Annotated in this window: 16 protein-coding genes; 10 read left to right on the plus strand and 6 right to left on the minus strand. The window is 68.1% G+C overall.

Annotation, left to right across the window (positions count from 1 at the left end):
- Positions 1-31: 31 nt before the first annotated feature.
- From G0A00_RS12535 to G0A00_RS12555, 5 genes are all read right to left on the minus strand, one after another.
- On the minus strand, positions 32-952 hold the full coding sequence (locus tag G0A00_RS12535) for an ABC transporter permease (RefSeq protein ID WP_066107167.1): 921 nt from the start codon (positions 950-952) through the stop codon (positions 32-34).
- Positions 952-1839, minus strand: a complete 888-nt coding sequence (locus G0A00_RS12540) for an ABC transporter permease (protein WP_164181378.1) — start codon at positions 1837-1839, stop codon at positions 952-954. Before G0A00_RS12540 ends, G0A00_RS12535 begins: the two co-directional genes overlap by 1 nt.
- The gene (locus G0A00_RS12545; RefSeq protein ID WP_066107174.1) at positions 1832-2434 is read right to left on the minus strand and encodes an ANTAR domain-containing response regulator; all 603 of its coding nucleotides are present in this window, start codon (positions 2432-2434) and stop codon (positions 1832-1834) included. Before G0A00_RS12545 ends, G0A00_RS12540 begins: the two co-directional genes overlap by 8 nt.
- The gene (locus tag G0A00_RS12550) at positions 2431-3531 is read right to left on the minus strand and encodes a transporter substrate-binding protein (protein ID WP_164181377.1); all 1101 of its coding nucleotides are present in this window, start codon (positions 3529-3531) and stop codon (positions 2431-2433) included. The genes G0A00_RS12545 and G0A00_RS12550 overlap by 4 nt, the downstream gene beginning before the upstream one ends.
- Positions 3532-3799: 268 nt before the next feature.
- Entirely contained in the window at positions 3800-4525 is a 726-nt protein-coding gene (locus G0A00_RS12555) for an STAS/SEC14 domain-containing protein (RefSeq protein WP_066107181.1), read from the minus strand.
- A gap of 270 nt (positions 4526-4795) precedes the next feature.
- On the opposite strand from G0A00_RS12555, the gene atpD reads away from it, so the two are divergent.
- From atpD to G0A00_RS12605, 10 genes are all read left to right on the plus strand, one after another.
- Positions 4796-6217, plus strand: coding sequence for a F0F1 ATP synthase subunit beta (gene atpD, locus G0A00_RS12560; RefSeq protein WP_164181376.1), 1422 nt, complete (start codon positions 4796-4798; stop codon positions 6215-6217).
- Positions 6214-6666 (plus strand): F0F1 ATP synthase subunit epsilon, encoded by a 453-nt coding sequence (locus G0A00_RS12565; protein ID WP_164181375.1) that lies wholly within the window; start codon positions 6214-6216, stop codon positions 6664-6666. Before atpD ends, G0A00_RS12565 begins: the two co-directional genes overlap by 4 nt.
- Positions 6666-6944 (plus strand): AtpZ/AtpI family protein, encoded by a 279-nt coding sequence (locus G0A00_RS12570; RefSeq protein ID WP_164181374.1) that lies wholly within the window; start codon positions 6666-6668, stop codon positions 6942-6944. Before G0A00_RS12565 ends, G0A00_RS12570 begins: the two co-directional genes overlap by 1 nt.
- Complete coding sequence (locus G0A00_RS12575; protein ID WP_164181373.1) at positions 6941-7222, plus strand: ATP synthase subunit I; 282 nt, start codon at positions 6941-6943, stop codon at positions 7220-7222. Before G0A00_RS12570 ends, G0A00_RS12575 begins: the two co-directional genes overlap by 4 nt.
- The gene (locus tag G0A00_RS12580) at positions 7219-7929 is read left to right on the plus strand and encodes a F0F1 ATP synthase subunit A (RefSeq protein WP_164181372.1); all 711 of its coding nucleotides are present in this window, start codon (positions 7219-7221) and stop codon (positions 7927-7929) included. The genes G0A00_RS12575 and G0A00_RS12580 overlap by 4 nt, the downstream gene beginning before the upstream one ends.
- Positions 7926-8174 (plus strand): F0F1 ATP synthase subunit C, encoded by a 249-nt coding sequence (locus G0A00_RS12585; protein ID WP_066107200.1) that lies wholly within the window; start codon positions 7926-7928, stop codon positions 8172-8174. The genes G0A00_RS12580 and G0A00_RS12585 overlap by 4 nt, the downstream gene beginning before the upstream one ends.
- Before the next feature lie 13 nt (positions 8175-8187).
- Complete coding sequence (locus tag G0A00_RS12590) at positions 8188-8922, plus strand: ATP synthase F0 subunit B (RefSeq protein ID WP_164181371.1); 735 nt, start codon at positions 8188-8190, stop codon at positions 8920-8922.
- Positions 8915-10441, plus strand: a complete 1527-nt coding sequence (locus G0A00_RS12595) for a F0F1 ATP synthase subunit alpha (RefSeq protein ID WP_164181370.1) — start codon at positions 8915-8917, stop codon at positions 10439-10441. The genes G0A00_RS12590 and G0A00_RS12595 overlap by 8 nt, the downstream gene beginning before the upstream one ends.
- Complete coding sequence (locus G0A00_RS12600; protein ID WP_164181369.1) at positions 10438-11295, plus strand: F0F1 ATP synthase subunit gamma; 858 nt, start codon at positions 10438-10440, stop codon at positions 11293-11295. The genes G0A00_RS12595 and G0A00_RS12600 overlap by 4 nt, the downstream gene beginning before the upstream one ends.
- A 143-nt stretch (positions 11296-11438) precedes the next feature.
- Positions 11439-12284, plus strand: a complete 846-nt coding sequence (locus G0A00_RS12605; RefSeq protein WP_203595365.1) for a TIGR00730 family Rossman fold protein — start codon at positions 11439-11441, stop codon at positions 12282-12284.
- Between the two features lie 34 nt (positions 12285-12318).
- Here G0A00_RS12605 and G0A00_RS12610 read toward each other — a convergent pair whose 3' ends face one another.
- Positions 12319-13443: an ABC transporter permease gene (locus G0A00_RS12610; protein WP_235953030.1), complete on the minus strand. Its 1125-nt coding sequence runs from the start codon at positions 13441-13443 to the stop codon at positions 12319-12321.
- Positions 13444-13460: the final 17 nt, after the last annotated feature.

Here is a 13460-nt window from a genome sequence, read left to right on the forward strand (position 1 = left end):
TGAAAATAGGTGGGACCGAGGGTAATGAGGCTCAGCGCAGCTTGATGCGCGGGTCGATGAACGGGGTGATCAGGTCGGCCAGCAGGTTGCCCAGCACGATGGCGGTGGCCGAGACCATGGTGACGCCCATGATGATCGGGATGTCGACGCGCTGGATCGCCTGCCACGCCAGCTGTCCGATGCCGGGCCAGCCGAAGACGCTCTCGACGACGACGATGCCGCCCATGAAGATGCCGATGTCGATGCCGATCATCGCGATGATGGGAAGGATGGCGTTGGGCAGCGCGTGGCGCAGCAGCACCCGGCCCCGTGTCAGCCCCTTGGCGCGGGCGGTGCGGATATAGTCCTGCCGCAACACGTCGACCATCGACGAGCGCATCATCCGGCTGTACCAGCCCGAGCCCATGATCCCCAGCGTCACCGCGGGCAGCACGAGGTGGGCAAAGGTGCCGTAGCCGCCGATGGGGAACCAGCCCAGTTGCACCGCAAAGAGATAAAGCAGCAGCAGGCCGACCACGAATTGCGGCGCCGAGACCGCGACGAAGCTGGTCACCATCAGGCCCTGATCGAGCGGGCGGCCCCGGAACACGGCGGCGACGATGCCCAGCGTCAGCCCGATCAGCAATTCGCAGACGATCCCGCCTGCCATGAGCAGCAGCGAGGCCGGGAGCCGCGCGGCGATCAGCGTCGAGACCTCGGTCTTCTGCAGGTAGCTGCGGCCCATGTCGCCCTGCACCAGCCCGGTGAGATAGCGCCAGTATTGCACCATCAGCGGCTGATCGAGGCCCAGCTGATGGCGGATGTTCTCGACCGTCTGCGCCGTGGCCGAGCGCCCGGCGATCTGGCGCACCGGGTCGGCGGGCAGCACGTAGAGCAGCAGGAAGGTAATGAAGCTCACGCCCAGCAGGATCAGCGCGGATTGGATCAGGCGGCGGGTCAAATAGCCGAGCATCAGTCGTTGCCCCTCTGCGTCGGGTCGAGCACGTCGCGCAGCGCGTCGCCCACGAGGTTGAAGGCCAGCGCCAGCAGCAGGATCGCCGCGCCGGGGATGAACACTAGCCAGGGCGCCGCCTGGAAATAGGTCTGGTTCTCGAAGATAATGTTGCCCCAGCTGGGGGTCGGCGGCTGCACGCCCACGCCCAGAAAGCTCAGCGTTGCCTCTAGCAGCACGGTGACCGAGATGCCCAGCGTGCCCCAGACGATCAGCGTCGGAATGAGGTGCGGCAGGATGTGGCGGAAGAGGATGCGCGCCTGCGAGGCGCCGAGGGTCTTCTCGGCGGCGATAAACTCACGCTCGGCAAGGCTGGTGGTCTCGGTGTAGACGACGCGGGCGGTCTGTACCCAGTTGACCAGCGCGATGACCATGGCGACGATCCACAGCGAGGGCTGGAAGATCGCCGCGAGGCAGATCGCCAGCAAGAGCGCCGGGAAGGCCATCATCAGATCGGTGAAGCGCATCAGCAGCGCGCCGAACCAGCCGCGCACGAAGCCCGCCAGCACGCCCACCAGCGTGCCGATGATCAGCGCCACGCCGTTCGCCACAACGCCGATGATCAGCGAGGTGCGCGCGCCGTAAAGGATGCGGGTGAAGAGATCGCGCCCGAGAAGGTCTGTCCCCATCAGGAAATCCCCGCCCGGCGGCAGCGGCTCGCCATAGAGCGACAGCCCCTCGAAAAGCTGCTCATCCGGCGCAAACGGGGCGATCCACGGCGCGAAGACCGCGCCGCCGACCACCAGCGCGATGATCGCCAGCCCGAAAAGCGCCAGCTTGCGGCGCAGCAGGCGGCGCAGGGCGCCCGCCGGAGCGGTGCCGGCAAGGGATGCGGTGGTGTCAGCCATGATCGCTGCCTTCCTCTGGCTCGGGATTGTGTGCCGCGACGATCCGGTCCGCCGCTTCTTCGAAGCTCACCCGCCATGCCATCGCCATGGCGCGCAGTTGCTCGTAGGCCTGATCCTCGGTCTTGCCGCGCGCCGCGAGCAGCGCCACGGCGCGCACCACGGTCTGGCGCTGGCCGAGACGGCGGCGCAGCGCGTCGATCTCGCCCGACTTCTCGACGCGCGCATCAAAGGTGGCGCGGGCGATCAGCAGCGCCGAATAGACGCCGCCATCGCCGACCGGCTTCAGGATCTGCGCGTCGGCGCCGAAGTTCATCAGCCATTCGATGCGCCCCGGCGCCTCGGACCCGATGAGCGCGATGGTCGGCAGCGGCGCCTCGCCCGGCTCCCACGGGAACTGGTCGTCATAGGCGGTGTCGACGTCGATAAAGAGGTAATCCGCGCCGCGCGCCGAGGCGGGAAGATCGGGCCAGTGGCAGTCGACCTCAAGCCCGATGGCCTGCAACTGGCGCACCAACGCGGTGACCGTGGCGTGCGGACGGTGGAGGATCGCGGCCTTTGCGCCGCCCAGATCGGGAATGCGCAGCCGCCGTCTCATTTCACCACCCGCAGCTTGGTCGGCGCGGGCTCACGCTCGCGGGTGAGATAGGGATCGCCCTCGACCGGCGCTTCGGTGCGCAGCGGCACGAAGGCCCCGTTCCGCACCTGCGCGATGGCCACCGGCAGGCGGGTGTGATGGGTCCGGGCACAAAGACCCATGGCCGCCGCGCGCGGCTGCGCCAGCAGATCCGACAGCGGCAGGTTTTCCGCGCCCGGCGTGTCCGCCAGAAGCCGCGCCAGCATCATCACCGAGGCGTGCCCTGCCGCTTCCAGCGACGAGCCAAAGTCTTCGCGCCCGAAGTTGCCCGGCAGCGCCGGGTGCTGGCCGCGGAACCAAGGCCCTGCCGAGATCAGCCCCTCGGCCGCCGCGCCCATGGCGGGCAGCTCGCACTCGGTGACATTGCACGACAGCACCGGGCAGCGCCCCGAGGCGAAAAAGGGATCGCGCTGCCGCAGTTCGGCCATGGCCGACAGGAAGGCGTATTGCGATGGGCCGATCAACTGGTTGAGCACGAAGTCGGGCTTGAGATCAGCGATCTCCTCGACGATCCGGGCGATCTCGGTGGAGCCGAGCGGCAGGTAACGCTCGCCCAGAACCTCGCCGCCCGCGCGCATGCCGATCTCGCGCGCCAGCCGGTTCATCTCCCAGCCCCAGATGTAGTTGGAGCCGGTCAGATAGCTGCGCGTGCCGAACTCGGCAAAGACGTAATCGAGCAGCGGCAGCAGGTGCTGGTTGGGGCTGGCGTGAGTGTAGACGATGCGGTCCGAGGCCTCGAACCCCTCGTAAGGGGCGGGATACCACAGCGCGCCGTCCATCCGCTCCAGCGCCGGGATCACCTCCTTGCGGCTCCACGAAGTGGTGCAGCCGATGACGTGGCGCGCACCGCTGCCCTGCAGGATTTCCTCGCAGAGCGGCGCATAGGCATCCACATTGCCCTGCGGATCGCGCTCGATCGGGCGGAAGCTGACATCGAGGGAGGCATCCGCGTTGACCTCTGCGATCGCCTTCAGCGCCCCGGTGCGGCTTGCCTCGCTGATGAGGCTGTAGGTTCCAGAGCGGGAAAACAGGATCCCGAGGTCTATCTCGCGCGTCACGGCGCCCTCCTAAAACGAAAAAAGCCCCGCTGATCCCAACCGCCCAAGAGGACGGAATGCGGGATCGCGAGGCGCTTTTGCCGACTATGTTGCGTTGAGCATCAACGCGGAGAGGACGCGCTGTCAACGCTCTTGCCGGGCGGTGCCAAGGGTGCCGCTAAGGAAATCGCGGCGTTTGCTGATAATTTGTGCCGCCAAGACACCCTTGGGCGACCATCCCGACGCAGTTTTCTACCCTAAGGCGGCGCTCGCCCCCGGTTTGGCGCGGCTACCCCGCGAGCCACGCCTTGGCCTGCGCCATCTCATCGGCGCGGAAATGCCGCGCGTCGAGGCCGAAGGCGCGCTTGCCGATCTGAACCGCCATCTCCTGCCAGCCCGCATCGCCGACCACCGCCGCACGGTGCACGCGCTTAGCGTGGCCGCGCACCAGAAAGAAGTGGTCGCGCAGCGCGTCCAGCCCCTGCCAGCCGTCGAAATCTCGCAGGTCGATGAGCAGCCGGATCGTCTCATGCTCGGCGAAATAGCTGTCGAGATCGCCGATCGCCTCTTCATAGGCCGCGCCATCGACCTTGCCGCGCAGCCGCACCTGCAGCAGCCCGTCGCCAAGGTCTTCCTGCTGGATCGTGCCGAGGCTTTCGCGCAGCCAGCGCCGCGCCGCGTCGGCATCCTTCATCTCGAAGGTGGCGACCGGACAGGGCATGAAGACGGAAAAGCCGCCGACCGTCCGGCGCAGCATCTTGTCGTCCGAGACGAGGGCAATGCGGTCGAAGCCGCGCCAGTGCTTGAGCCCGGTCCGCGCGTCCTGAAACAGCGCGCCGAGGGTGAAATCCGACGGGCGCGCCTCGACGGTCGCCAGCAGCCGCAGCCGATTGCCCGCCGTAAGCGCCTTGTCGAGCGCGGGCATCAGCGTATCGCGATAGTCGGCATCGGTGATCGGCGCTGTCATGCGCATCTCAAGGATGCCGTGTTCTCCGGTGTCGTGAACTTCGATCATGGCCGTATCCTCCCGCCGCAATTATGCGCCAATGGCCCGCATCGGCAAAGTCCCGGCAGAGACCGTCACGCAGTCCTGAATGGCGCGGATCGCGGCGTGCGCGTGCCTCAGCTTTTGTCTGAGCTTTTGTCTGTGCTTGCCCGTTGGCTGGGCACGAACACCCGGAGGGGCCAGACAAGCGGCTGTCAGCGCAGGGAATTTGATGCGGCGCAAAGTACGCCCCCGCGAATCTGCTTACCCTGCGGCAGGATTGTCCGAGCGAGGACCCGCATGACAGCAGAAATGATCGGCCCGGCAGGAGAGGTTGTCGCCATTCGCGGCGCGGTGGTGGACGTGCGCTTTCAGGGCGGCCCCCTGCCAAAGATCAACGACGCGCTGCTGGTGCAGCGGCCGGGCGGAGAGGATGTGACCATCGAGGTGCAGGCGCATCTCGACGCCGCCACCCTGCGCGGCATCGCGCTGCAGGCAACCGGCGGCTTGCGGCGCGGCGCGCGGGTGCGGCCCATTGGCGGCCCGCTCGAAGTGCCGGTCGGCGAGGCGGTGCTGGGACGGCTGCTGGATGTCACCGGCGGCATCGGCGACGCCAAAGCGCCGCTTCCCGCCGATGTGCCGCGCCGCCCCATCCACCGCGCGCCGCCGCCCTTTCGCACTGGCGCGGGCCATCCCGAGCTGTTTCACACCGGCATCAAGGTCTTTGATCTGCTCACCCCGCTGGCGCAGGGCAGCAAGGCGGCGATGTTCGGCGGCGCGGGCGTCGGCAAGACGGTTCTGGTGATGGAACTGATCCACGCCATGGTCGCCAGCTACGAGGGCATCTCGATCTTTTCCGGCGTGGGCGAGCGCTCGCGCGAGGGGCATGAGTTGCTGGTCGAGATGACCCATGCGGGCGTGCTGGACCGCACCGTGCTGGTCTATGGCCAGATGAACGAGCCGCCGGGCGCCCGCTGGCGGGTGCCGCTGACCGCGCTGACCATCGCCGAGCACTTCCGCGACGAGGCGCAGCGCAACGTTCTGCTGCTGATGGACAACGTCTTTCGCTTCGTACAGGCGGGGGCCGAGGTCTCGGGGCTGTTGGGCCGCCTGCCCTCGCGCGTGGGTTATCAGCCGACGCTGGGCACGGAAGTGGCCGAACTGCAGGAGCGCATCGCCTCTTCAGGCAGCGCGTCGGTCACGGCGGTCGAGGCGGTTTATGTGCCCGCCGACGATTTCACCGATCCGGCGGTGACCACGATCGCCTCGCATGTGGACAGCATGGTGGTGCTTTCGCGCGCCATGGCCGCCGACGGCATGTATCCTGCCATTGATCCAGTGGCGTCTTCGTCGATCCTGCTCGATCCGCTAATCCTTGGCGAAGAGCATGTGCGAGTGGCCAACGAAGTGCGCCGCGCCATCGAGCATTACCGCGGGCTGCAGGATGTGATCTCTCTGCTGGGGATGGAGGAGCTCGGCCGCGAGGACCGGCAGATCGTCGAGCGCGCCCGGCGGCTCCAGCGGTTCCTCACCCAGCCCTTCACCGTGACCGAGGCGTTCACCGGCATTCCCGGTCGCTCGGTGCCGGTGGAAGAGACCATCGCGGGCTGCAGGGCGATCCTCGCAGGCGACTGCGACGCATGGGACGAGCGCGCGCTTTACATTGTCGGCACGCTCGAGGAGGCGCGCGAGAAGCAGGGCGCCGGAAAGGACGCGGCATGAGCGGGCTGCATCTGACCGTCACCACACCGATGAGCGTTCTGGTTGACGAGACCGGCGTGACATCACTGCGCGCCGAGGACCGCAGCGGTGCCTTTGGCATTCTGCCCGGCCATACCGCGTTCCTGACGGTGCTGCCCGCCTCGGTGCTGCGCTGGCGCTCCGCTGACGGGGCGCTGCACTTCTGCGCGCTGCGCAGCGGGCTGCTGACGGTGGAGCGTGGCGAAGCGGTGGCCGTGGCCTGCCGGGAGGGGGTGCTGGGCGATGATCTTCATGCGCTGGAGGCCGAGGTCGAGAGCCTGCGCGCCGCCGATGCCGATGCCGACCGCCGCGAGCGGGTCGAGCAGATGCGGCTGCATGCCAGCGCGGTCCGGCAGCTGATGCAATATCTGCGTCCGGGGCGCCCGGCGGGTCCAACGGCCCCGCCCTTCGCTTCCGGTGGAGAGTGCTGATGACCGACGAGCAGAAGAACCATATCGCCGAGGCCGCCCGACGTTCCGCAGACCGCGACCGGCTTGGCAAAGAGACGCCCGAACCCTCGCTTGGGGCGCGCCTTGGGCAGATCGGCATCCTTGGCTGGGCCGTGGTGGTGCCAACCCTGCTGGGCGTGGTGCTGGGCCGCGTCGCCGACCGCGCCTTTGGCACCGGCGTCTTCTTCACCGCCCCGGCGATCATGATCGGCGCCGCGATCGGCTTTCACGCCGCATGGAAATGGATGCACAAGCAATGACCCTGCCCGACACGCCCTACGCTCTCGCCGCCCTCGCGCTCTGCCTTGGCTTCGCGCTGGGGTGGGCGCATTTCGCCAGCCTGCGGCGGGTGACCGACCTTTATCTCGAGTCCGGCCCGGCGTGGCGGGCGCTGGCCTTGCAACTTGGCCGCCTCGCCGTTCTGGCCGGGGTCTTGGTCGGGCTGGCCCTGCTGGGCGCGCTGCCGCTGCTGGCGGGCACGCTGGGGTTGCTTCTGGCGCGGCAGATGGTGCTGCGCCGGTCCCGGAAGGGCGCGTGATGGACAGCCCGCTTTCCCTCGATCCGCTGTTCTATCTGGGGCCGGTGCCGATCACCGAGCCGGTGCTGGTGACATGGGCGATCCTCGCGTTGCTGACACTCGGCTGCTGGCTTGCCACTCGCCACCTTTCGCTGACACCGGGACGGCTGCAGACCGTGCTGGAGCTGTTCGTCGGCACTGTCGACGCCCAGATCAGCGACACGATGCAGCGCGACCCGCGCCGCTACCGCGCGCTCATCGGCACGATCTTCCTCTTCGTGCTGGTGGCCAATTGGTCGTCGCTGCTGCCCGGCATCGAGCCCCCGACCGCGCGGCTCGAGACCGATGCCGCGCTGGCGCTGATCGTGTTCGCCGCCACCATCTGGTACGGCGTCGCCGCGCAGGGGCTGCGGGGCTATCTCGCCACTTTCGCCGAGCCGTCCTGGGTGATGATCCCGCTCAACGTCGTCGAGCAAATCACCCGCACCTTCTCGCTGATTGTGCGCCTCTTCGGCAACGTGATGAGCGGCGTCTTCGTCATCGGCATCATCCTCACGCTCGCCGGGCTGCTGGTGCCGATCCCGCTGATGGCGCTCGATCTGCTGACCGGCGCCGTACAGGCCTATATCTTCGCCGTGCTCGCCACCGTCTTCATCGGCGCCGCCGTGGGCGAGCAGGCGCCCTCCCCCACACCGCCATCCGCTTCCGCAAAGGAGACCCGCCCATGACCGCAAACCTTGTCGAGATCGTCAGCATTCTTGCCGCCGCGCTTGCCGTGTCCTTCGGCGCCATCGGTCCGGCGCTGGCCGAGGGGCGCGCCGTGGCCGCCGCTATGGACGCCATCGCCCGCCAGCCCGAGGCCGCAGGCACGCTGAGCCGCACGCTCTTTGTCGGCCTCGCGATGATCGAGACCATGGCGATCTATACCCTGGTGATCGCGCTGCTGCTGCTCTTCGCCAACCCCTTCGTCTGAGGCAGGCTTTGCCATGAGTTTCGACTGGTGGACATTGGCGCTGCAGACGATCAACCTTTTGGTGCTGCTGTGGATCCTGTCCCATTTCCTGTTCAAGCCGGTGTCGGAGATCCTCGAAAAGCGGCGGGCGGCGGCAACCGATGCGCTGGACCATGCGCGCAGTGCAAAGGCTGAGGCAGAGGCCGCTCTGACCGAGCTTCGATCCGGCGATGCCGCCGTGGCAGAGCGCCGCGCAAAGCTTCTGGCGACGGCGCAGGCCGAGGCCGAGCGCGCCCGGCGCGAACTGCTGGACGCGGCGCGCGAGGATGCCGCCAAACTGCGCACCGAGGCGCAGGCGGAGATCCGGCGCAGCCGAAGCGATGCCGAGCGCGCGATGCAGGACGAGGCGGCGGATCTGGCGGTGGACATCTCGCGGCGGCTGCTCGACCGGTTGCCCGCGCAGGTGCGCAGCGCGGGGTTCATCGACGGGCTGGCAGAGGCGGTGGCGCGGCTGCCGGAGCAGACGCGGGAAGGTCTCGGCGCTTCGGGTCCGGTGGTGGTCCGCGCGGCCAGCGCCCTCAGCGACGCGGAGATGAGCCTGCTGCAGGGCCGGCTCGCCGAGGTGCTGGGCCATGAGATCGCGCTGTCCGTGACCGCCGATCACACACTGATCGCCGGGCTGGAACTGGACGCGCCGCATGCGGTCGTGCGCAACCACTTCCGCGCCGATCTTGACCACATCCGGCAGGAGTTGCTGCGGCATGACTGAAGAGACCCCCTCTGCCGACTGGCTGCGCCGTGGCCGCGCGACGCTCGCCCGCACCGAGCTTGCCCCCGAGGCGGAGCCCATCGGCCGGGTGATCGCGGTGGCGGACGGGATCGCGCGGGTCTCGGGCCTGCCGGATGCGCCGCTTGGCGCGCTGTTGCGCTTCGAAGGCGGAGAGGCGGGATTTGCCCAGACGCTGGATGCGCGCGAGATCGACGCGGTGCTTTTCGACGATGTGACCGGGATCGAGGCCGGGAGCAAAGTCACCGACACCGGCGATGCGGTCCGCGTGCCGGTGGGGGACGCGCTGCTGGGGCGGATCGTCGATCCGCTGGGCCGTCCTATCGATGGCGGCGCTGCGCTCGAAACACAAGAGGCTCTGCCCATCGAGCGCCCTGCCCCCGGCATCATCGAGCGCGCCTTGGTTTCGGAGCCGCTGATGACCGGCGTGCTGGTGGTCGACAGTCTTTTCGCCATCGGGCTCGGCCAGCGCGAGTTGATCGTCGGCGACCGGGCGACGGGAAAGACCGCGCTGGCGGTCGAGGCGATCATCAACCAAAAGCACAGCGACGTCATCTGCATCTACGTCGCCGTCGGCCAGCGGGCCACTGCGGTGGAGCGGGTGATCTCGGCGGTGCGCGAGCATGGCGCACCAGAGCGCTGCGTCTTTGTCGTCGGCAACGCCGGAAGCGCGCCGGGAATGCAGTGGATCGCGCCTTTCGCGGGCATGACAATGGCCGAATATTTCCGCGACGCAGGTCATGACGTTCTGATCGTGATCGACGATCTGACCCGCCACGCCGCCACCCACCGCGAGCTTGCGCTTCTCACCCGTGAACCGCCGGGGCGCGAGGCCTATCCGGGCGATATCTTCTACCTGCACGCGCGGCTTTTGGAGCGCGCCGCCAAACTGCCGCGCGAGAGCGGCGGCTCGATCACCGCGCTGCCCATCGCCGAGACCGACGCGGGCAATCTGTCGGCCTATATCCCGACCAACCTGATCTCGATCACCGACGGGCAGATCGTGCTCGACTCCCACCTCTTTGCCGCGAACCAGCGGCCTGCGGTGGATGTGGGGCTGTCGGTCAGCCGGGTCGGCGGCAAGGCGCAGGCCCCGGCGCTGCGCGCTGTCTCGGGGCGGCTCCGGCTCGATTACGCGCAGTTTCAGGAGCTTGAGATGTTCACCCGTTTCGGCGGCATTTCGAGCACGCGGGTGAAGACGCAGATCGCGCGGGGCGAATGCATCCGGGCGCTGCTGGGCCAGCCGCGCTATGCCGGGCTGCGGCTCGTGGATCAGGTCGCGCTGCTGACGGCGCTGGCCGAGGGGGCGCTTGATGGCATCCCGGCAGAACGCCTGAGCAGGTTGCGGCAGGAGTTGCCTGGGCGGCTCGACACGCAGGGGCACGAGCTTGTCGCGGCGCTGCAGGAAAGCGGCACGCTCAGCGATGCGCAGCGCACGGCGCTCGTGGCGCTGGTGGTCGAACTGGTGGGTGAGCAGGCTGGGGGGGATGGGCCGGGATGAGCGGTACGCTTTCCGACGTCGAGGAACGCATCGGCACGGTCCACAAACTGTCGGCGGTGATCGCCGCGATGCGCGGCATCGCCGCTTCGCGCCTGCAGGACGCCAATGCCCATGTCGGTGCGATCCGCCTCTACGCCGACACCATCGGCGAGGCCATCGGTCAGGCGCTTGGCCTTTCCGAGGCCGAGCGCGCGGCCCCAACTAGCGCAGCCGGGGACGGCGCGCTGCACATCGTGCTTTGCGCCGAACAGGGCTTCGCCGGGAATTTCTCTGCGCGGGTGCTCGAAGCCGCCCAGCATGCGCTTGTCGAGGCGGACCGCACGCATGAGGTCTTGCTCATCGGCGACCGCGGGCTGCTCATCGCGCATGATTACGGCATCACGCCTAGTTGGAGCGCCCCGATGATCGCCCATCCGGCGCGCACGGCGCATCTGGCCGGACGCATTGCCGAGGCGGTGTTTCAGCGCATCGCGGGCGGGCGCGCCAGTTCGGTGACCATCCTGCATGCCACGCCGGGCGGGACCGAGGGGTATGACGTTGTGCACAAGCGGCTCGTGCCTTTCGACTACGGGCGCTTCCCCGCCCCCGAGACGATGCTGGAGCCGCGGATCACCCTGCCCCCCGAGGACCTGCTTGCCCGGCTGGTCGAAGAATATGTCTTTGCCGAGATCAGCGAAGCGCTGATGCTGTCCTTCGCCGCCGAGAACGAGGCGCGCATGCGCGCGATGATCGCCGCCCATGACAATGTCACCGCATCGCTTGAGGCGCTGGTCGGACAGGCGCGGCGGCTGCGGCAGGATGCGATCACCGAAGAGATCATGGAGCTTGCCACCGGCAGTCTGCCGGCGCGCTAGCCGCAGGAGGACGGACCATGGCTGACATTGACCCGCAAAAGCCCCACCCCGCGCCAGACCCGGAGCGCCGGGTCGAGTTGCCGGGATGAGCCCCGAAACCCGCCGCCGACGATCGGCGCGCCCCTGATCTGGTCAGCACGATCATGGACAGCCCCAGCTATCGCGAAGGCGACCGCGACGTGGAGTTTCTCGACCGTGAGGATATGCGGGGGGTGCGGCTGTTGCTCGACTACCAAAAGCCCGAAACGCTGCTACAGGCGCATGGCATCGCCCATGCCATCGTCGTCTTTGGCGCCACCCGCATCCCCGAACCGGCGCGCGCGCAGGCGCAGGTGGCGGACCGGCAGGCGGCGCTCGACGCGGCGCCCGGCGATCCGGCACTGGCCCGCGCGCTTGGCATCGCACAGCGCGTGGCCGACAAGAGCCGCTATTACGATGTGGCGCGCGCCTTCGGGCGGATCGTCGGCGAGCAGGAGGGGCACCATGGCAACCGGCTGGTGGTGGTCACCGGCGGCGGGCCCGGCATCATGGAAGCGGCCAATCGCGGCAGCCATGACGCGCAGGCGCGCACCGTGGGGCTGAACATCACGCTGCCGCACGAGCAGTACCCCAACCCCTATCTGACGCCGGATCTGTGCTTTCGCTTTCACTATTTCGCGTTGCGCAAACTGCACTTCCTCAAGCGCGCGCGGGCGCTGGTGGTCTTTCCCGGCGGCTATGGCACGCTGGACGAGCTTTTCGAGACGCTGACCCTGATCCAGACGCGGAAGATCCCGCCGGTGCCGGTGGTGCTGGTCGGCGAGGCCTATTGGCGGCGGGCCTTCGATGCGGATTTCCTCGTCGACGAGGGCGTGATCGATCCCGAGGACCGAGACCTTTTCTGGTACGCGGAGGAGCCCGAAGAGATTTGGGAGGACATTCAGCGCTGGTACCGCCGCGCGGGGCGCGAGATCACCTCTGCCGTGCCCGAACAGCCCTGCGACCGGTGAACGCTGGGCCACGCCTTGCGCGCCGCAGCTGTGCTCAATCCAGCCGCTTTCGGAACCGCAGCGAGGCGACGATCAGCCCCAGCACGGCAAAGCCCAGCAGCCAGCCCGCATCGGGCAGCAGATCGCCCAGCCCCGCATCGCGCAGCACCACGCCGCGGATGATCCGCATGAAATGGGTGGCAGGCAGCAGGTCGGCGAGCATCTGCGCGCCCTTCGGCATGCCCTCATAGGGGAACATGAAGCCCGACAGCAGGATCGACGGCAGCAGCACGAAGACGGTCATCTGCATCGCCTGCAACTGGTTGCGCGCCAGCGTCGAGAGCACCAGCCCGAGCGAGAGGCTGGCGAGGATGAACAGCAGCGTCACCAGCAGCAGCACCCAAAGCGCGCCTGCCACCGTCACCGAAAACAGCAGCGCGCCAAGCCCGAGGATGATCCCGACCTGTATGAGGCCGATGCCGACATAGGGGATGATCTTGCCGATCATGATCTCGACCGGGCGGATCGGCGTGGTGATCAGCATCTCCATATTGCCGCGTTCGCTTTCGCGCACGATCGCCGCAGAGGTGAACATGATCATCGTCATCGTCAGGATGATGCCGACCAGCCCCGGCACGATGTTCACCACGGTGCGCTGCTCGGGGTTGTAGAATAGCGCCACCTCGAAGGTCGGCACCGCGGCATTGGCGGGCTCGCGGAACATCTCGCCCAGAGGCATCGAGCGCAGCGCCCGGATCGCTCCGGCGACCAGCGTGTCCGAGCCGTCGGCGATCCATTGCGCGATGGGCCGGGCGGTCGGGTCGTCGACCCCCGAGGCGAACCGGCTGCCGATGGCGGGGCTGCGCACCAGCCGCTGCGCCACATCGCGCGGGATGATGAAGGCAGCGCGGGCCTCGGCCCGGACGATGGCGCGCTCGGCCTCGGCGACACTGGCGAGATGTTTTTCGAAGCGCACCACCTGCGTCGCCTCGACCATCTGGATCAGGCTGCGGCTGAGGTTGGTGTCGCTCTGATCCACCACCACCGCCGGGATGTGCCGGATCTCGGTGTTGATCGCATAGCCGAAGAGCACCAGTTGGATGAGCGGGATCATCACGATCATCCCGAAGGTCAGCCGGTCGCGCCGCAGCTGCAACAGCTCCTTGCGCAGGATCGCCATAATGCGCCGCCCCGAGA

Source organism: Salipiger sp. PrR002 (genome assembly GCF_010500775.1).
Taxonomy (GTDB): domain Bacteria; phylum Pseudomonadota; class Alphaproteobacteria; order Rhodobacterales; family Rhodobacteraceae; genus Salipiger.